The 19,362-nt window shown below is 37.6% G+C and carries 22 protein-coding genes; 12 read left to right on the plus strand and 10 right to left on the minus strand.

The genetic code is table 11. The annotated features are described in order from the left end of the window. Positions 1 to 181 precede the first annotated feature (181 nt). A complete protein-coding gene (gene fumC / locus YW9_RS0101260; protein ID WP_018278361.1) occupies positions 182 to 1,579 on the plus strand; it encodes a class II fumarate hydratase in 1,398 nt (465 codons plus the stop codon). A gap of 38 nt (positions 1,580 to 1,617) precedes the next feature. Here fumC and YW9_RS0101265 read toward each other — a convergent pair whose 3' ends face one another. Both YW9_RS0101265 and YW9_RS0101270 read right to left on the minus strand, forming a co-directional pair. Then, on the minus strand, positions 1,618 to 2,349 hold the full coding sequence (locus YW9_RS0101265; RefSeq protein ID WP_018278362.1) for a lysophospholipid acyltransferase family protein: 732 nt from the start codon (positions 2,347 to 2,349) through the stop codon (positions 1,618 to 1,620). A gap of 62 nt (positions 2,350 to 2,411) precedes the next feature. Next, positions 2,412 to 2,822, minus strand: coding sequence for a BrxA/BrxB family bacilliredoxin (locus YW9_RS0101270; RefSeq protein ID WP_018278363.1), 411 nt, complete (start codon positions 2,820 to 2,822; stop codon positions 2,412 to 2,414). A 205-nt stretch (positions 2,823 to 3,027) separates the two neighbouring features. Here YW9_RS0101270 and YW9_RS0101275 point away from each other — a divergent pair, with 205 nt between their 5' ends. Then, entirely contained in the window at positions 3,028 to 4,308 is a 1,281-nt protein-coding gene (locus YW9_RS0101275) for an acetyl-CoA hydrolase/transferase family protein (protein WP_018278364.1), read from the plus strand. 230 nt (positions 4,309 to 4,538) lie between these two features. Here YW9_RS0101275 and metG read toward each other — a convergent pair whose 3' ends face one another. Beyond that, positions 4,539 to 6,602, minus strand: a complete 2,064-nt coding sequence (metG, locus tag YW9_RS0101285; protein ID WP_018278365.1) for a methionine--tRNA ligase — start codon at positions 6,600 to 6,602, stop codon at positions 4,539 to 4,541. Positions 6,603 to 7,014: 412 nt separating this feature from the next. On the opposite strand from metG, the gene YW9_RS0101290 reads away from it, so the two are divergent. From YW9_RS0101290 to YW9_RS0101305, 4 genes are all read left to right on the plus strand, one after another. Next, complete coding sequence (locus YW9_RS0101290) at positions 7,015 to 8,046, plus strand: hypothetical protein (protein WP_018278366.1); 1,032 nt, start codon at positions 7,015 to 7,017, stop codon at positions 8,044 to 8,046. A gap of 34 nt (positions 8,047 to 8,080) precedes the next feature. Beyond that, positions 8,081 to 9,643, plus strand: a complete 1,563-nt coding sequence (locus YW9_RS0101295) for an OmpP1/FadL family transporter (RefSeq protein ID WP_026193719.1) — start codon at positions 8,081 to 8,083, stop codon at positions 9,641 to 9,643. 124 nt (positions 9,644 to 9,767) lie between these two features. Then, positions 9,768 to 10,532 carry an alpha/beta fold hydrolase gene (locus YW9_RS0101300; protein WP_018278368.1) on the plus strand — a complete coding sequence of 255 codons (765 nt, stop codon included), beginning with the start codon at positions 9,768 to 9,770 and terminating at the stop codon, positions 10,530 to 10,532. Next, positions 10,522 to 11,232, plus strand: a complete 711-nt coding sequence (locus YW9_RS0101305; protein WP_018278369.1) for a peptidylprolyl isomerase — start codon at positions 10,522 to 10,524, stop codon at positions 11,230 to 11,232. Before YW9_RS0101300 ends, YW9_RS0101305 begins: the two co-directional genes overlap by 11 nt. Positions 11,233 to 11,636: 404 nt before the next feature. Here the strand turns inward: YW9_RS0101305 and YW9_RS0101310 are convergent, their stop codons facing one another. Continuing rightward, positions 11,637 to 11,939 carry a hypothetical protein gene (locus tag YW9_RS0101310; RefSeq protein ID WP_231555508.1) on the minus strand — a complete coding sequence of 101 codons (303 nt, stop codon included), beginning with the start codon at positions 11,937 to 11,939 and terminating at the stop codon, positions 11,637 to 11,639. A 269-nt stretch (positions 11,940 to 12,208) separates the two neighbouring features. Between YW9_RS0101310 and YW9_RS0101320 the strand changes: the two genes are divergently transcribed. Next, positions 12,209 to 13,288 (plus strand): LPO_1073/Vpar_1526 family protein, encoded by a 1,080-nt coding sequence (locus tag YW9_RS0101320; protein ID WP_018278372.1) that lies wholly within the window; start codon positions 12,209 to 12,211, stop codon positions 13,286 to 13,288. 50 nt (positions 13,289 to 13,338) lie between these two features. Here YW9_RS0101320 and YW9_RS13615 read toward each other — a convergent pair whose 3' ends face one another. The 6 genes from YW9_RS13615 to YW9_RS0101345 form a co-directional block, all read right to left on the minus strand. Then, positions 13,339 to 13,704: a hypothetical protein gene (locus tag YW9_RS13615; RefSeq protein ID WP_218915118.1), complete on the minus strand. Its 366-nt coding sequence runs from the start codon at positions 13,702 to 13,704 to the stop codon at positions 13,339 to 13,341. Beyond that, positions 13,631 to 14,635: a relaxase/mobilization nuclease domain-containing protein gene (locus YW9_RS0101330; RefSeq protein ID WP_018278374.1), complete on the minus strand. Its 1,005-nt coding sequence runs from the start codon at positions 14,633 to 14,635 to the stop codon at positions 13,631 to 13,633. Before YW9_RS0101330 ends, YW9_RS13615 begins: the two co-directional genes overlap by 74 nt. Beyond that, positions 14,625 to 15,029: a plasmid mobilization protein gene (locus tag YW9_RS13855; RefSeq protein WP_018278375.1), complete on the minus strand. Its 405-nt coding sequence runs from the start codon at positions 15,027 to 15,029 to the stop codon at positions 14,625 to 14,627. Before YW9_RS13855 ends, YW9_RS0101330 begins: the two co-directional genes overlap by 11 nt. Before the next feature lie 231 nt (positions 15,030 to 15,260). After that, positions 15,261 to 15,497, minus strand: coding sequence for a DUF3408 domain-containing protein (locus YW9_RS13860; RefSeq protein ID WP_369073232.1), 237 nt, complete (start codon positions 15,495 to 15,497; stop codon positions 15,261 to 15,263). Beyond that, on the minus strand, positions 15,433 to 15,591 hold the full coding sequence (locus YW9_RS13660; protein WP_231555521.1) for a hypothetical protein: 159 nt from the start codon (positions 15,589 to 15,591) through the stop codon (positions 15,433 to 15,435). The genes YW9_RS13860 and YW9_RS13660 overlap by 65 nt, the downstream gene beginning before the upstream one ends. Positions 15,592 to 15,762: 171 nt before the next feature. Continuing rightward, a complete protein-coding gene (locus tag YW9_RS0101345; RefSeq protein WP_026193721.1) occupies positions 15,763 to 16,701 on the minus strand; it encodes a toprim domain-containing protein in 939 nt (312 codons plus the stop codon). Positions 16,702 to 16,952: 251 nt separating this feature from the next. Between YW9_RS0101345 and YW9_RS12360 the strand changes: the two genes are divergently transcribed. The 5 genes from YW9_RS12360 to YW9_RS0101370 all read left to right on the plus strand — a co-directional run bounded on the left by YW9_RS12360 (position 16,953) and on the right by YW9_RS0101370 (position 19,361). Continuing rightward, entirely contained in the window at positions 16,953 to 17,159 is a 207-nt protein-coding gene (locus YW9_RS12360) for a hypothetical protein (protein WP_018278378.1), read from the plus strand. Positions 17,160 to 17,440: 281 nt separating this feature from the next. Then, entirely contained in the window at positions 17,441 to 17,641 is a 201-nt protein-coding gene (locus YW9_RS13665; protein ID WP_394356332.1) for a helix-turn-helix domain-containing protein, read from the plus strand. Between the two features lie 44 nt (positions 17,642 to 17,685). Beyond that, positions 17,686 to 17,937 (plus strand): helix-turn-helix domain-containing protein, encoded by a 252-nt coding sequence (locus tag YW9_RS0101360; RefSeq protein ID WP_197063413.1) that lies wholly within the window; start codon positions 17,686 to 17,688, stop codon positions 17,935 to 17,937. Positions 17,938 to 18,151: 214 nt separating this feature from the next. Further along, positions 18,152 to 18,697, plus strand: coding sequence for a GNAT family N-acetyltransferase (locus YW9_RS0101365; protein WP_004333755.1), 546 nt, complete (start codon positions 18,152 to 18,154; stop codon positions 18,695 to 18,697). Further along, positions 18,684 to 19,361: a DNA alkylation repair protein gene (locus YW9_RS0101370; RefSeq protein ID WP_231555623.1), complete on the plus strand. Its 678-nt coding sequence runs from the start codon at positions 18,684 to 18,686 to the stop codon at positions 19,359 to 19,361. Before YW9_RS0101365 ends, YW9_RS0101370 begins: the two co-directional genes overlap by 14 nt. Position 19,362 lies beyond the last annotated feature (1 nt).

Genomic DNA, 19,362 nt, shown 5'->3' on the forward strand with positions numbered 1-19,362 from the left:
GATTAACTAGAAATTATGTAAATTGAGACTTGGAACTTCCGTGTGATTTTCAAGTCTCATTTTTTTATGATAAAAAAGACAAAAAAATATCAAAAAACTATTTTATGTCTACTAAATTTAGTAATTTTGTAGGGCTTAAAAACTTAGAAAAAATTGTTTAATAACATAAAAATAGAATAAAATGAGTTACAGAATTGAAAAAGACACTATGGGCGAAGTGAAAGTTCCTGCCGATAAATATTGGGGGGCCCAAACTGAGCGTTCACGTAACAATTTTAAAATTGGAGCTCCTGCTTCAATGCCAATTGAAATCGTAAGAGGTTTCGCTTATTTGAAAAAAGCTGCTGCGTATGCCAACTGTGATTTGGGTGTACTTTCAACTGAAAAGAGAGATGCAATCGCACAGGTTTGTGATGAAATCTTGGCAGGAAAATTAGATGACCAATTTCCACTTGTAATTTGGCAAACGGGTTCAGGTACGCAATCAAATATGAACGTTAATGAAGTAATTGCCAATCGTGCGCAAGTACTTGCTGGTGGAAAAATAGGTGAAGGAGAACCTGTTTTAAAAGCAAATGATGACGTAAATAAATCACAATCTTCAAACGATACTTTCCCAACAGGAATGCATATTGCTTGTTATAAAATGGTGGTTGAAAAAACTATTCCAGGAGTAGAACAGCTTCGTAATACTTTAAAAGCGAAAGCAGAAGCCTTCAAAGATGTAGTAAAAATTGGACGCACTCACCTTATGGACGCCACGCCACTTACCTTAGGACAAGAAATTTCAGGATATGCAGCTCAATTAGATTATGGACTCAAAGCCTTGAAAAATACATTGGCTCACCTTTCTGAATTAGCTTTAGGTGGAACTGCCGTAGGAACAGGACTTAACACTCCAAAAGGATACGACGTGAAAGTAGCTGAATACATTGCTAAATTCACTGGACATCCATTTGTTACAGCTCCTAATAAATTCGAAGCATTAGCCTCACACGATGCTATTGTGGAAGCACACGGAGCTCTAAAACAATTAGCAGTTTCATTGAACAAAATTGCAAATGATATTCGTATGTTAGCATCTGGTCCACGTTCAGGAATTGGAGAAATATTAATCCCTGAAAATGAACCAGGTAGTTCAATTATGCCAGGAAAAGTAAACCCTACACAATGTGAGGCACTTACAATGGTTGCTGCTCAAGTTATGGGTAATGACGTTGCTATTTCCGTTGGAGGAGCTCAAGGTCACTACGAGTTGAATGTCTTCAAACCTTTGATGGCATCAAACTTCTTGCGTTCAGCAGAATTATTAGGAGATGCTTGTGTGTCATTTGACGAACATTGTGCACAAGGAATTGAACCTAATCACAGACGTATCAAAGAGTTAGTCGATAATTCTTTAATGTTGGTTACCGCTTTAAATACAAAAATAGGATATTACAAAGCTGCTGAAATTGCTCAAACAGCACACCGAAACGGAACTACTCTGAAAGAGGAAGCCGTTCGTTTGGGATACGTAACCCCTGAAGATTTCGATGCTTGGGTAAAACCAGAAGATATGGTTGGAAGTCTAAAATAATGATGTATAATAAAAAAGGCTGTTTTAAAACAGCCTTTTTATTTTTCTATCCTCGAAATGATTATTTTTTCTACTTCTGCAATTTGATTTTGAATATTTTCTACTTCAATTTTTATTGGCTTATGAACATAGAAGCTGATTTTATTACCTATGCCTACAGGAAAAGAACCATATTTCAAAATCTTCCAAGAATTGTTTATTGTAATTGGTACAATATAACCATCTGGCATATTTTTCATAATAGCCTCTAATCCCTTTGTTTTAAATTGTTTAGGCGTATTCCCTCTACTTCGAGTTCCTTCTGGGAAAATTAATCCCGAGTCTTTATTCTGTTGCAATGATTTTCCAAATTCTTCTAATTGAGGAATTGCATCTTGAGGTCTGCTACGATCAATCAGAACTGAACCATTATGTCGTAAATTGATGGTTATACTCGGCGTTCCATTTCCCAATTCTTTCTTTCCAACAAAACGAACACTATACTTTCTTAAATACCAAATAAGAGGAGGAATATCATAGATACTTTGATGATTTGCTGCAAAAATCAGAGGAGTGTTTTTAGGAAGAGGAACCTCAAAACTAAACTTCACTCGATTACCCGTAATTAGTAATGATTTAATGATTAAGATATTCAAAAAATCAACTAAATTCTTATGCGTTTTTCTACCCAAGAAATGAATGGAAATCCACTGTAAAGGATGAAAAATCAATAACAAAGAACTCAAAACAACATAGTGAAGTATGCTCAGAGGGTATGCGAGTATTTTCATTGCGATATTTCGTGTGATTAAAAATTTGCCAAAGTATGTGTACTTTGGCAAATTAAAATATTTTAGCAAAATTCGTCATAAGCCTGTTGAAGATTTTCAGCGATAGTTTCTGCGTATCTTCCTTCAATATGATGACGTTCAAGCATATGGACTAACTCTCCATCTTTAAAAAGAGCGATACTAGGAGAAGACGGCGGGAAAGGCAACATAAAACTTCTTGCTTCTTCAGCAGCCTCTCTATCCACACCAGCAAATACTGTTGTTAAATAATCTGGTTTTTTTGCATTTTGAAGGCTCATCAGTACTGCAGGACGTGCATTTCTTGCTGCACAGCCACAAACAGAATTCACAACAACTAGCGTTGTTCCCGATTTTTTTAATGCTTCTTGAACTTCTTCAATTGTTTTTAATTCTTGAAAACCAACCTCAGTTAGTTCCTCTATCATAGGTTTTACCAAATCTGGTGGATACATAATATTTTGCGTTTTTAGTTAAGCCACAAAGATAGAAAAAATAATTTAATGAAAAGTAAAATTAGAACTAAACCAATCTTTTTTGAAAGTTTACAAATATCATTTTTAGTGATAAGAGCCTGAAAATTTGAATTTTCGAAAAAAAAATGTAACTTTGAAACCTATTAAATGCATTCTACAATAATAACTAAATTTTTGAGCATATATGGCTATATACACAACCGCAGAAGAAGCTCTAAAAGTAGTAAAGAGCAACGATTTTATATATATACAGGGAGGGGCTGCAGTTCCAACACATTTAGTAGAAAGCTTAGTTGTACGAGCTCCCGAGCTGAGAAATGTAACTATTGGACATATTCACGTTGAAGGAGATGCTCCTTACGCCGATATTAAATATAAAGATAGTTTTTTCACAAATTCTTTTTTCCTATCGAAAAATGTCCGACACGTAATTTCGGCTGGAAATGGAACTTTCACGCCCGTTTTCCTAAGCGACGTGCCTTTGTTATTTGACAGAAAACACGTATCTGTTGATGTTGCATTAATTCAAGTTTCACCTCCAGACAAAAATGGATGTTGCTCTATGGGTGTATCAGTAGAAGCCTGTAAAGCAGCAATGAGAAATGCAAAATACGTTATAGCACAAGTTAATAAGTATATGCCTCGTGTTTTTGGAGATGCAATGCTTCATATAAATGAAATTGATTATTTGGTAGAATATGATAAGCCTCTATTCTCCGTAAACGCGATTACAACCAATGAAACAGAAAATCAAATAGGAAAACACATTGCAGGATTAATCGAAGATGGTAGTACAATACAATTAGGAATAGGCAGCATTCCTGATGCGACCCTCTCACAGATGTTCCATTTAAAAAACTTAGGCGTTCATACAGAGTTACTTACTGATGGTGTTCTGAAATTAATTCAAAAAGGTGTTGTAAATGGTTCTCAAAAAGGAATAGACAAGGGTAAAATTGTTGCTTCTTTTATGATGGGGTCGCAAGAGTTTTACGACTTTGTTAATGATAATCCGTTTGTAGAACTCAGAGAGTGTTCCTACACAAATGAGGTGTCTGTCATACGGCAAAATCCAAAAATGATTTCCATCAACTCGGCTATTGAGGTTGATTTGACGGGACAGGTTTGTGCAGATTCCATTGGAACTCAAATATATTCAGGAGTTGGCGGTCAAGTAGATTTTGTAAGAGGGGCTTCATTAAGCGAAGGAGGAAAATCTATCATTGCTCTTCCTTCTGTAACTAAAAGAGGCGAAAGCAGAATTGTTCCTTTCTTAAAAAAGGGAGCAGGAGTTGTTACAACTCGTTCGCACGTACAATATGTCGTTACGGAATATGGTGTGGCTGAACTGCATAGCAAAAATATTCATCAACGAATCAAATCAATGATTGAAATTGCCCACCCCGACCATAGAGAAAATTTGGAAAGACAATATTTTGAAGAATTTCATAAAAATAGAATTTAATTTTTTAATAAAACCAAGCTAAAAAATGGGGATACAAAAGATTATAGCATACATTTTGGTTTTGATTGCTGTTTCTTTTTTAATTAAAAAGTTTTTTCTAAAAAATAACAAGAAAAAAACCTGCGGAAAGGACGATAACCAATGTAAATGCGGATAAAATAAAAAAAGAGTATTGTTATCGCAATACTCTTTTTTTATTTTATTAACCTGACAAATATTCAGTATAAAATCTATTTTACAACCATTCCGTTGGCAATACTCTCATTATCAGGATTCAAGAAAACAAATTTCCCTTCTGAATTTTCAGTCATCAGAATCATTCCGTGACTTTCAACACCTCTCAATTTTCGTGGAGCAAGATTCGCCAGTACAGTAACTTGCTTTCCTACAATATCTTGCGGATTAAAACTTTCTGCAATTCCTGAAACTATGGTTCGAACATCGATTCCTGTATCCACTTTTAAGATAAGCAATTTATCCGCTTTTGGCATTTTTTCGGCTTCCAGAATAGTTCCAATACGAATATCCATTTTCGTAAAATCATCATACGAAATTAGTTCTTTTTGTGGCTCTACCGACATTTTTTCTTCTTTTTTATTCTGAATTTTAGTATTTTCCAATCGTTCTAATTGTTTTTCGATAGCTTCATCTTCTATTTTTTGAAAAAGAAGCTCTGATTTACCTATAATATGCCCTATTGGAAGAATTTCATAACTTTTTTCTATATCATCCCATAGCTTTTTGACTTTTAAATCATCGAAATGAAGCATTTTCTTTAATTTTTCAGAAGTAAAAGGTAAAAAAGGTTCACTAAATATGGCTAGTGCTGCTGAAATTTGCAAAGCTACATACATTTGTGTTTTTACTCGTTCAGGATTTTCTTTGACAATTTTCCAAGGCTCTTCATCAGCCAAATATTTATTACCCAAACGGGCCAAATTCATCAATTCTTGTGAAGCTTCACGGAATCGGTAACGCTCTATTGAATTGGAAATCAGTTCAGGAAAAGTTTTCATTTGAGCCAAAGTTTGCAAATCTGTTTCTGTAAACTCATTAGGCTCTGGAATAACACCATTGTAATATTTATGAGTCAGAACCATTACCCGATTGATAAAATTTCCGAAAATGGCTACCAATTCGTTGTTATTTCGAGCTTGAAAATCTTTCCAAGTAAAATCATTGTCTTTGGTTTCAGGAGCATTCGCTGTCAGAACGTAACGCAATACATCTTGCTGATTTGGAAAATCTTGCAAATATTCGTGCAACCAAACTGCCCAATTTTTAGAGGTTGAAAGTTTATTCCCTTCCAAATTTAAAAATTCATTAGCAGGAACATTATCTGGCAAGATATAACTTCCTTCGGCTTTAAGCATCGATGGAAATATAATGCAATGAAATACAATATTATCCTTTCCTATAAAGTGTACCAATTTGGTATCTTTATCCTTCCAATATGGCTTCCAATCCTTGCCTTCACGCTCCGCCCATTCAATAGTTGACGAAATATAACCAATGGGGGCGTCGAACCAAACATAAAGTACTTTACCTTCAGCACCTTCCACAGGAACAGGAATTCCCCAATCTAAGTCGCGTGTAACGGCACGAGGTTTCAACTCATCATCAAGCCACGATTTTACCTGTCCATAAACATTTGGTTTCCAATCTTTTTTATGTCCTTCTAAAATCCATTCTTCGATAAATTTTTGATAACGATTCAAAGGCAAAAACCAATGTTTAGTTTCTTTAAGTGTAGGTTTGGTTCCTGTGATAGTTGATTTTGGATTTATTAAGTCAGTAGCATTCAATGAAGTACCACATTTTTCACATTGGTCACCATAAGCCTCTGGATTGGAACATTTTGGACAAGTTCCCGTAACAAATCGGTCTGCTAAAAACTGCTGAGCCTGTTCATCATATAATTGTTCAGAAACTTCCTCGATAAAATCACCTTGCTCGTACAATTTTCGGAAGAAATCAGAAGCTGTTTTATGGTGAACAGAAAGTGAAGTTCTCGAATAATTATCAAACGAAATCCCAAAATCTTCAAATGATTTTTTAATGATTTGATGATATTTATCAATAATCTCCTGTGGTGTAACTCCTTCTTTTTTAGCCTTTATGGAAATAGCAACACCGTGTTCATCGCTTCCACAGATAAAAGCTACATCGTTGTTTTTCAATCGTTGATAACGAGCATAAATATCCGATGGCACGTAAACTCCTGCTAAATGACCAATATGTATGGGTCCGTTAGTATATGGCAAAGCTGCCGTAATGGTATATCTTTTTGACATTTTATGAAAAATAAATGAGTCGCAAAGATAAGGTCTTCTTAGGAAAATTAAAAATTATAAAAGTTGTTTTCCTTTTTAAAAAATCAACAATTTTGTAATCAATACTCTTTTTGATTGAATAATCTCTTCAATAAAAAAACTTAAAATTCTAATAAACAACAACATAACAATCATAAAACATACTTTTTTAATATAACTCAGTTAAAGTGATACGGAGAAACGTTTACGAATTCTTCTTATCACAAACAATTATATAGATTGACAGACATTGTTTGGCATAAATATTGTGACTTAAAATGTGAGAAGTTTATGGTTAAGAATTTCTCAATTGTGTCATTCTCAAATTTTATAAAAGAGTGAATGCATCTTGAAAAATTAAATTTGAATTTTTAGAATTAAAAAATTATTAGCTATGAAAACGAATAACAAACTCCAACGAAATCTGGCAAAATTTTTGGGAATATTTGCCTTGACCGCTTTACTTACTTCTTGTGGTTCGTATTACGTTTATTATAATGACGGAATTTATGGAGAATTGCCTCCTGAACGTGTTACTATAGTTGAACGTTATGACAATTATCCTTCAAGAAATACTTCCGTTCCGCAAAGTAAATACAGAGACTATTTCAGAGAAAAAGCACTACAATATAGTGACACGCAAGAGAGTTTTACTCACTTTACTGATGTAGATTCTTACACTTCTGACTTTTACACAAATCCTGAAAGAAAGGCTTATGCTGGTTGGGGTAACAACCCTACTCAAGTAACTGTAAATGTTTACGATAACAATTGGGGATATCCATATCACAGGTATAATTCATATTGGGGTTATGGAGCTTGGTATCCTTATGACAACTATTATTATGGTTATTATCCTTACCATAGAAATCACTTTAACTGGGGGTTTTCAATAGGTTGGGGAAATTACTACAATCCTTACTGGAATTGGTATGACCGTTATGGATATTATGACAGAGGTTATTATCCTTATTATGGATATGGATATTATCCTTACTATGGCTATGGTAGAAGATATTATTCCAGAGATTATTACTATTCTCCCAACAATTCATACAATCGTGGTTACAACAATCAATACTATGACAGAAGGGGTCGTGCAATAGTGAGAGATAATTCAAGAAGGGGTGACGCAAATCGTTACTACAACTATGAAAATTCAAGAAATTCACAAGGATATTATAACCGTGAAACAGCTCCTTCAGGAAGATATGAAAATCGTTCAGGAAATTATAATAATCGCAATAATAACTATAATAATTCAAGAAACGACCTACCTACACGCGGATATGAAAACCGAAATTATAACAACTCTTCAAGAAGTTACGAAAACAGCTCCTCAAGAGGGTATAATAATTCAGGAAGCAGCGGAAATTCGGGAAGTTCAGGAAGCGGAGGAAGCCATCGAAGCTCTAACCGCAGATAATTAAAATATCTATATAAATAATTGTTGAAAAAATATGAATAAGTTAATATACTCATTGATTTTAGGTACTCTGTTAACAACAGGAGTTCAGGCACAAAATTACACTGATGCTTTACGTTATTCTACCGAAGATTTAAATGGTAGTGCTCGTTTTAAGGGAATGAGTGGTGCTTTCGGAGCTTTGGGAGGTGATATGTCTGCAATGAACATAAACCCAGCAGGGAGTGCTATTTTTTCAGGTACGGAATTTTCTTTCTCTGTGAGAGATGACAGACATAAAAAAAATGTTTCGTTTTTAAATCAAGAAACAGTGAACAAAGATTCTGATTTTGATTTGAACCAGTTTGGAATTGCTTTTGTTATACCTAATGTTTCAGATAATTGGAAGAAAATAAGTTTTGGATTTAATTTTCAGCAAACTAAAAATCTTGGCAATTCAGGATTCACATACTTCGGAAATAACAATATTGGTATAGATGATTATTTCCGTCACTTTGCACAGAATGGAAATGTTAATGGAAGTGGTTTTCCTTTATCTACATTCGCTGACGGAAACCTTCCGATTGTTAATCAAAATGCCATTGGAGAGTTTTACTTAGGATTGAATGATTGGAACGCAAGACGTGCCTATCTTGGGATAAAAACTGAATTAGTAATCCCTGAGTCGCCCAATGCCTCGGAGACAAATTACATAGCAAATGCTGACAGAACTTTGCGACGACAAAAATATGAAGTGATTCAAGATGGACAAATCAATAAATATAACTTCAATTTTGCCTCACAATTCGGGAATAATATTTATTTAGGTGTAAACCTCAATTCACATCCAGTTAATTCTAACTCTCTATATAGTTTGCGTGATGACAATTTTGAGAATAGTTCACTGGTAAGATATGCTAATCATCAAGTGAGAGTCAATACCACTGGAAACGGATTTTCTTTTCAGTTAGGAGGTATTGCGAAGATTGGTAATCAGGTTCGTTTGGGATTAAGTTATCAGTCCCCAACGTGGTACAAACTTGAAGAACAATCACGAGAGGTTTTGTATTCAACAATTTTCAATAAACAAACAAATAGAAATGAAGATAAAGATGTTGACTTACTAAATCAATATGGTGACGAGATTTGGTTCGAACGAAACTATAAATTCCGAACACCAAGTTCTTGGGTTGGAAGTGTTGCTTATGTTTTTGGTAAAAAAGGTCTAATTAGCTTTGACTACATATACAAGGACTACGAAAATATTTATTTTACTAGTGATAATTTGAAAGGTGAAAATACCATTATTCAAAACACATTGAGTGGTACTTCTTCGATACGTGTAGGTGGAGAATATCGTATAAACGCACTGAGTTTACGGGCTGGTATGCGTTATGAACAAAGTCCCTACAAAGGAAGTTCTAAATACATTGGAGACCTTAATGGATATTCTTTCGGAGCGGGTTATTCTTTTGGAAGTATACGCTTAGATGTATCTTACGATATTGCTAAACAAGATAATATGTTCCAAATGTATGAATCTGTTTTAACGACTCCCGCAAAAATTTCATCTACAAGAAGTAATTTGTTGTTTACTTTATCAGCGAAATTATTCTGACAAATTCTATCTACTAACCTGTACAATTTAGGCTATCCGCTTTAGGGTAGCCTATTTTTTTAGATTTTTATAAAATAATCCGCTATATTTGCAACAATTCTTCTTAACTAAAATTTTTATTCTAATGAAATACAATTCTTTCTACAAAAAGATAGGAAAAGGGAAAACAATAGTTCTATTACACGGATTTTTAGAAAGTTGCGAGGTATGGAATGACGTAGCTCAAGAACTCAAAAAAGATTGCCTATGCATTATTCCTGACCTTCTCGGACACGGAAAAACTCCCGTAATTTCAAAAATTCATACAATGGAAATGATGGCGGAACACATCAATTCCATTCTCGAAACTGAAGAAATTGAGGAATGCATCTTGGTTGGGCATTCAATGGGAGGGTATGTAAGTTTGGCTTTTGCAGAAAAATATCCGCAGAAAGTAAAGGGGATTATATTAATGAATTCAACTCCCCTACCCGATTCTGACGAAAAAAAAGCCAATCGGGAACGAGTTGCCAATGCAGTTGATAACGACAAAACGTTTTTTATTCGTAATTCTGTAACTAACTTATTTAGTGAAGAAAATAAAATATTGATGAAAGAAAAAATTGAAGATGTTATCAAAATTGCCGCTCAAACTCCTAATGAAGGTATCAAAGCAGCCTCTTTAGGAATGAAAGAAAGACCCGACAGAACCTTCATTCTGAAGTCATTATCAGTTCCAAAACACTTCATTCTTGGCAAAAAAGATGCATTAATCCCTTACGAAGAATTAGCTACTTTAGCAAAAGAAATCGGAGCGACATATTCTTTGCTTGAAGGAGGACATATGTCATACATCGAAAATAAAACAGAAACTATAGCTATCTTAAAGAATTTTTTTGATGAAATTTAAATATTTTCTTCCCCTATTTATCTTTTTTCTTACTACTAGTTGTGGTGAAACTTCTTCAAAATCAGAAAAGAAGGAAAACACCATTCAATCAACTGGAACTCAGAAAAGAATATCTGAAAAAGAAGAAAAGAATGAAAAACCCATTGAAACGCTGAACACGCAAAGCGTCATTCCTTTCTTGTTTGATTATGAAAAAGAAAATAAAGAGCGATACGTTCGTATCATTACTGATTACGGAAATATTGATATTGAACTATTTAACGAAACTCCTTATCATCGGGCAAATTTCATTTTCCTAACGAAACAAAATTATTTTGATGGTTCTGTTTTTCATAGAATTGTTAAAGATTTTATAATTCAGGGGGGCAATTCCGATGGTTGGGATATTCGCAAAAAACGCCAAAAGATTGGCTATTACTTACTTCCTCCCGACACTAAAAAAGGATTCAAACATCATCGGGGGATTGTTTCGATGCCAAGCAGTGATATTGACAACCCACATCAGTTTGCCTCTCCTTATGAGTTTTTTATTGTGGTGCAAAGCCCTGGTGCCTATCATCTGGACGGAAATTATACCGCTTTCGGGAAAGTTATTGCAGGAATGGAGGTCGTCGATAAAATAAATCAGGTAGAAACTGATGAAAAGAGCGAGTGGCCTAAGCGTGATGTAAAGATGAAAGTTGTTCTTCTTGATAGATAATCTTCAAGGCAAAAAGTGACTTTCAACAGAAGTTTAATAACGAAAAAGTTTTTCTCCCAAACACATTATAAAAAAACTGACGTCAAGGCGAAAATTTCTTGACGTCAAGAAATTTATTTTCTCACGGGAAGAAATTATTTTTCTCCCGTCAAGATTTCTCGGCTCTGAACTATCTCGCTAGATAACAGGATGTTACCATTTAGTGATGGGTGGATAGGTAACGATTTAGAAATGAGCGGACTGCTTTAAGGCACACTGTTTTGAATAACCAAAGAACGCTCACTATTATCACTTGCAAAGGTACAGATTTGCGAGGGAAAGTGAGCGTTCTTGTGTGATTTTCTTCTTGAAAAGTATTGTCGGAGCTGAAATACAACGATGAAAGAGAAAGGGGATTTTCGGTTTTACAGCCGATGTAAGCGGTTACGGTTGATAAGCTGTTTCCATTTCTGCTCGCACCAATCGGCAATGGGAAGTCCGTTGATGGTCAAAAGCGATCGCTTCTTCTCGTCTTTGATAATACGGATTTCGCTGTCCTCTTCCGTAAACTCTCTCTTGTATAATCCCGAATAGGCTTTTGCCGTGCCTCGCTGGGGAGTTTCCGTGCGATACATCTCCGCGATTTTGTCGTCAAAAGAATCTATCTTTCTGATCATCAGACGGATATTCAAGAGCTGGTAGAAGCTGGAAAAGCCACTTTGTCCCAATCTACGATAGTTTTATAGAATAGAATTCCTGCCAAAATGTCACCTCTTTAATTCTGGCACACTACTTGCGATTTTATTTTTTGAAATAATAATGATAGTTATGGATTTTTTGAAAGACAACTCAGTATGGATAACTCCTCTTCTTGTTGCTATTGTTGGAGGTGTTATTAGTGGTATTTTTTACCTGATTAAAAAAGGTGGAAAAAGTAGCAAGCAGACAATTAAAGGTGTTCATAATAGCACTATAAATCAGGTAAACGGCAATAACAATGAATTTCGGGAATGATCAGGAAATAGAAAGTGTTAATCAATCCACCATAGTACAAGCAAAAGGTGACATTAACTTTAATGGCATTACAGCTGAAACTGCTATGGAAATCTGCAAATATGTAGTAAAAGCAGAGTTGGCTGTTTATACTCAGGATGCAAGGGTCGAGGCCGAGAAAAGATTATCTGACATATCGGAAAAAACAATAGACCGAATAACTTCATTAAAGGAAGATTTATTACATCGTTTCAAAGAACCTGCAATTCAGATGGCATTAAATGAGACATTTAAAAATTACATCGCATCCGGCAATGAAGACTTAGGTGAAAATCTTATAGATTTACTAATCGAACGTTTGAATGTACAAGAAAGAACAACAGAACAATCTATAATAGATGAAGCGAGAAACATAATACCAAAACTATCTTCCAATACGGTTTCATTATTGGCAATAATGGTTTTTAGTAAACTGATATTTCCATACAACAAAAAACAATATGATGACTTGTTATTGAAGTTGGCTCCGTTAGTGGAAAAATTAAAAAATATCAGTTCATTGGATATAGCCCACCTAAAGCAAGTCGGATGTGGCTATGGAATATCGGCATTTCATGTTGTAGAACCACTTGAAAAATATCTACTTTCTGATTATGATTTATTTTTTAGACATAGCATTTCATTGGATGAATTAAATTATATTTTTCAGAAGTATCCACAACTAATGAATGTTTCTCAGCAAACTAATTTACTATATATAATGGGTTTGTTTTCTATTGAAGGGCAATATGTGTCTTTTAATGTCACAAACACCAAGACTGTAACAGAAGCATTCAATCAAGCAAATAAAGACCAGTTAATCCCCCTGTTTGAAGATTTGAAAAATAAAGCAATTCCATTTACAGAAGATGAAGTTTGTAACTATCATATTCAGAAGGATGCTCGATGGCAATATGCATTTGACGTTTTCAAAAATAATCAAATAACAACTTTCCAATTAAATCCTGTTGGAGTTTATATCGGAATCAGGCAATTGACTAAAATATGCGAAATGTCTATACCAATGTCATTATTCTATGTTTAGAGTAGAACTATGAGTAATTCACCTATTGGGGAATCAATTAAGGATAATCTCTAATGCGTCACTCCTGCATCCGCTTGTAAGAGTGAAGATAGTTGCGTAACTTCATAACAAATAACGGACTCATTTTTTTTTCGTTTTCGGACTATCTTATTGAGAAGCAGAGTATTACCATTTAACGGTAGGTAAACAGGTAACGATTTAGAAATGAGCGGAATGCTTTGAGGCACATTGTTTTGAATAGCCAAAGAACGCTCACTATCATCACTTGCAAAGGTACAGATTTGCGAGCGAAAGTGAGCGTTCTTTCGTAATTTTCTTTTTCGGGAAGAGAGAATTTGTTTCCTACATTCTTCGTTCCCGTTTCTTTTTCTTGTTGGCTTCGTGGCGTAATCTTCGCTGAAAGGCGGTCTCGGCATAATCCTCTCCGTGGATTGGGAAGTCCAGCACACCGCCAACACCCGATACAATCCCTTCAGCAATATCCACCACGCTTTCAACAAGACTTGGTTCAGGACTTGATACTGGTTGTAGCCTTTCTTCCTGTAAAGGAGCTTTCGGCTGATAGATCGGAACAGAAGAGCGATAGGGAGTGGCATAGGATAACCCGAATTGTTTCAGCAGCGAGTTATATCCAAACTCTCGTCCTATCTCCGAAGCCTTGAAAGTCTGCCCCTCAAAATAAAACTTCAGTCCATAGACGCTACCTTTCTTGTTCATCATCTGTTCAACGGTTACTCCTTGTCGTCTCAATTCATATCGAAAGGAAGCATAGCCATTCAGTCCGCCATTCGTATATTTTCCCAACAGTCCGTAAGCCATTGTGCGCAGTTTCTCCTTGCTCGCCTCCCGTGCCAAATTGGCTCTCGGCTTTTGATACCGTTTCTCTTCCCGTATCTCATTGGCAATCGTCAGACCGTGCTTGCGACTCAGCTCTTCTGCCACCCGTGCTGCCTTGTTACTCACAAAGGTCGTATCATAAACCACTCCGTTCATACTCATCCGATTGGCAATGATATGAATGTGCAGATTGTCGGTATCCTTATGCGTAACGGCTACCACCTGATGCTCCTGCAATTTCATCGCTTGGATAAACTCATAGGCTATCCCTTGGAGCTTCTTCCAATTCATCCCTGCTTCGTCTTTCGGAGCAATACCGATTTCCATCCGCAGGAACTTGTTCCGACAACGGCTATTGAACTGATTGACAAGGCTCATCTCTTTGTATATTCTCTCTGCCGTATCTCCACAAAGGTTCTGAATCAAGAGCTTATTCTTGAGCTTCGTTTCTCGGAAGATATACTCTAACGCCGTCTTCCCGTGCGCTATGGCTTTGCACTTAGCTATCATTGCGCTTGATATTCAGAACATCATATACCTCGTCCGTAATCCGATACCGAGGACTGTAAAATCGCTCGAAAGCGTGTAGCGAAATGCAAGAGAGGTTCTTGGCAATGGGACCCCAAGAGGGGTCTTTCGCCTTAATCAGGTTGGAAATATGACTGAAGAAATAGCTCACCCGTTGTAACACTCGAATGGCTTCCCGTTCGTGTTCTCCCAATTGGGGGACGGCAACAATCTCTCCCGTAAGCAACGCCTCCCGACAGAACTCGGAGAGCTTTTTGCCCGTCCGTTCCGCTCGCTTTTGTATCCTTGTTTTCTCCTCTTCGGAACAACGTACCCGAAGAAGGCAGGTCTTATTGGACTTCTTATTCCTTTTCTCTTTATCTGTTTTTGGTTTCATCTTTGCTTGTTTATTAAGGCATCCCAGCCGATGAGAACGAAGTGATTACGGCTCTCCCCCGAGCACAGCGGTAAAGGGGGCAAGCGCAGTTTGTGGCTACAAACTGACGTCTTGCAATGTTACCGATGGAATACCTGCGCATATACTATACTTGGCTTTCATCCCTTGTTCTTCTTGCCTTCTGAGAATGCCGATTATCCATTTCATCACTGATGGCTCGGAATGCTGTGATTAGAGTTTGCGCCAGCGTTCTATATCCTCGCTGTATTCTTCCAAATGTCGGAGAGCTATGCACTCCAAGAAACTCGAAACATTCGCCCCGTAATCACCCAAGCGACGGACAACGAACTCCAAGCGTTCCCACGTGGAGCGACTGAGATAGGTTGCCTTTCGGTCGATGATTTTATGGGGCAAGAGAAAGGCTTCTTGATAGCTCTCCAAGCTCTCTTGTCGTTGCTTGTGGCTGATGCGTTTCGGACTGCTTGATGCCACTTGTTGCTTCTCCTGTTCGGAATTCGGCTTTCACGGCTTCCTTTACTTCAGTCAAAGGCTCGGACGGCAATGTCTGCTCGGATGCAGAGGAATGCTGTGAGCTTTCAGATTGCTCTGCTTGCTTTTTCTCCAGCTTGGCAGAGATGGGTCTTTTTGAATGAAAATCCAAGAGTGACTGTTTTAGTTCGGGGGGCATCTCTATGTTCAAATAGTGTGATATATCAAATTTTTCTTTCATAGCTTATCTTATTTTGTGTTTGACAATAACAGGCTTTGGCTGTTGTACTTCTTGTTGTTGCTTACATCGAGTAACGTGGTAGTCGTTGAGGTCTTTGTATTGGGCATAGTGTCGGCTCATATCCTCTACCCTGATGCCTGCTGAGCAAAGAGTTTGGAGAGCATTTCGTCCTGCTTGGTCGTTGTCGAGGAACGCCCGAACGGAGTCGATGCCTTTCTCGTGGAGATAGTCGATGGCTCGTGGTAGATTGCTGACGGAGTTCAACACAAGGCAGGGGGAGGTTTCTTTCCCTTTCATCGTGAGAAGGGAAAGGAAGTCCATAAAGCCCTCGAAGATGCAGAGAGGAGCGTTGTGCGCTTCTCCTACAATCACGGAAATATCCTTTGGTGCGATTGTTCCCTTGAATGTTTTGTCGTCTCGAAGTTCATACCCTCCTGCACGGTTGGCAAAGCCGATAGCGGAGTACTCTCGTCCTCCTACCTCATAGCGAACGTAACGGAGATAAGGGCTTGCCACGGCAAGGTCTATCTTGCGCACCTCTCGGAGATAGTTTTGCAGATGTAGGGGTAACTCTTCACTGATGGAGAGAATGCGCCTTGTACTTGTGGTATTGGGCGTAGTAATGGTTGTTTCACGATGAAAGGAAGAAGAGGCGAGGGTTATCGCTTTCCCTTCGGCAAGATGTGCCATTGCTTCGTAGGCACTGCATCCTTGCATCTTCATCACAAGGTCGATGATGCTTCCGCCTTGGCTCGTGCCGTAGTCGTGCCACAGATTTTTCCGAAAGTCCACTTTCAAGCTGGCGTTGTGGTCTTCTCTGTAGGGTGCGTGATAAAGGGCATAGCCCTTGTACCGCTTGGCAGGCTCGATACTGCAGGCGTGCAGATAGTCTGCTATCGGTATCGCCTTGATATATTGTAAATCGTAATATCTTGATTTCATAAGTTGTTTGGATAATTATTGAGTGATTAGAATTGGAATTTCAAACGGTGAAAGGAAAAAGCTTTTCTCTTACGGAGGACGAACTTTCTTGCCCGCAAAGCAAAAAGTCTGTCTCTGCTTTTTTCCTTTCACCGTATATTTCCTTTCACAGTGAAAGAAGAAAGTATCTATGGCATTTCTCATTCACTCGTTTCTTTTCATTGTTCGTTCTTCCTTTCGTTGCTTGATTTTGAACTTTCACCCGAAATGGGATGCTGAAACCAAGTTACAGAGCCGAATACAGAGTCCCAAGGTTTGTGTTTCTGTTGCTTCGAGGTACAGAGAAATGCTCCGAGAATGGACGACACAAACAAGGGAAATCGGGACGAAAACGCTCAAAAGGAGGGAACGGAGAGGGGAACGGCTCGGAAACCAACTTCATCGGATTGCCAATGCCTGCTTCCTTTTTCTTCGGATGAAAGAGGAGAGTCTGTTTTCATTGACAAGAGAGTCACTTCATACCGTATCGAAGCCACAAGTACGCACTTAGATAGAAGTGGGTGAAACAGGCGGCTGGTGCTTGTATATTTGCCTGTGAGTTCCCTCTATTTCCCTTGATTTCATCGGGTCTGGGAACAAGGATTTCGACTGCGTACATTTGCATCAAAAAGAGAAAAACGATATTGATATGAGATTTACCGCCATCGACACCTCCGCTTGGGAGGAACTGAAAAAGAGCATCGAAGAGCTGGCTCTTTGTATGAGAGAACAATTCGGCACGAAGCCCGAAGTCCCCGACCTGTTGCACAACGGGGATGTGTGCCGAATACTGAACATCAGCAAGCGAACGCTCCAGCACTATCGGGACACGTCCGTGCTGCCCTTTATCCAAATCGGGCATAAGTGCTATTACAAACGTGAGGATGTGGAAGCACTCCTTGCCAAGTCCAACCGCAAATAACCACAGCTATGGAATACGAAACCATCAACAAAGAAACGCCCGAGATGAAACAGCTCATCTCAGGCATCAGAGAAGTAAACAAACGCCTTCGGGAGATTGCCCAAACGCACCGTCCGCTCTTCGGGGGAGAAATCTACCTTACGGGTCGGGAGGTTTGCGAACGGCTTTTCGTCAGCCCTCGCACCTTGCAGGACTATCGGTACAAGGGTATCATTCCTTACACCCAAATCGCAGGGAAAATACTCTATCGACTATCCGATATCAACAGATTATTGCAAGAGAACTATCGGAGATAAAGCATTTGGAAGAAGCGTTTTCCTATCGTTTGGCAACCACACAGAAAGAACCCGCCGAATGGTCATCCAAAAGATACTGAGCAATCTCACCATCGCTCGGTATCTTTTTGCTGATTACTCGGTATCTTTTCGCAATAAATCAAGTACATTTGCGTTATTCACATCATAAGTCTTTTCCTCATGGATTCTGACAATGTAATATAAAGATGGAAAAATGAATACCTCGAAAAAGGATATAAGTGATTTTTTTACCTCAAACGGCTTCAACTTAATAGAAACGGAAGATTTGAGTTTAGATGAGAAGCAGAGCCTGATTAACTTGTGGAATAGAGAATATCCTCAAGGGCTATCTCATTCCTCTCTAAATAGCTTTAATCACTACTTAGATGGATTAAGCAATGCCAAACACTTCCTATTGAAGGAGCTATCTGATGGACAAATAAAAGGTTGGGCTTTCAAATTTTATAGAGATAATGCTCAATGGTTTGCCATTATCTTATCTGCCACCATTCATTCAAAGGGTTTAGGTAGAATGATGATTGAGTTGCTAAAATTACAAGAGTCTGAATTAAATGGATGGGTTATAGACCATGATTTGTACAAAAAAATAGATGGAGATACCTATTTTTCACCTTTGTCATTTTATGAAAAATGTGGATTTAAAGTATTGCTCAACCAGAGAATAAAATCGGATGTTTTATCTGCTGTAAGAATTAAATGGATAGCAAAACATTCGGCATCAAGCAATGTTTTCTCATAGATTTACAGCGATTGAACATATATTAAAAGCTTCAGAAATAATGGAAATAAGCAATATCCTCACTCGGATACAGCAAATTGAACATGGATTTCAGCATATCTTTCATGGAGCAAATGAAATCCTTTCTGCTTATTCAGAAAAACAATGTTTTGAATTTGCTCTTGACGCATTCGAACAAGAAGCCTATCAAGTCCGCATGTTGGCAACAACAATATTGGGACGATTAGCGATAACGAATAATGATGCGCTTTGTCTTCTGAAAGCACGAGTAAGCACCGATAAAAATTGGCGTGTGCAGGAAATGCTTGCAAAGGCTTTTGATGAGGTTTGTAAACTCAGAGGATATGAAGCGTCCTTGCCACTTATCGAAGAGTGGATAAATGACAATAATCCGAATGTTATCCGTGCTGTAACGGAGGGATTGAGGATTTGGACAAGTCGCCCATACTTCAAGGAAAATCCATCGGTGGCTATTGCTCTAATTGCTAAGCACAAGGCACACGAAAGCGAATATCTTCGGAAATCCGTAGGAAACGCTTTAAGGGATATAAGTAAAAAACACACAGACTTGATAAGACTGGAAGTGGAGCGATGGGATTTATCCAATCCTCAAGTTCTGTTCACTTACAAACTTGCAACGAAAATATTGAACCCTGCTAAATAAT

Source organism: Capnocytophaga cynodegmi DSM 19736 (genome assembly GCF_000379185.1).
GTDB lineage: Bacteria > Bacteroidota > Bacteroidia > Flavobacteriales > Flavobacteriaceae > Capnocytophaga > Capnocytophaga cynodegmi.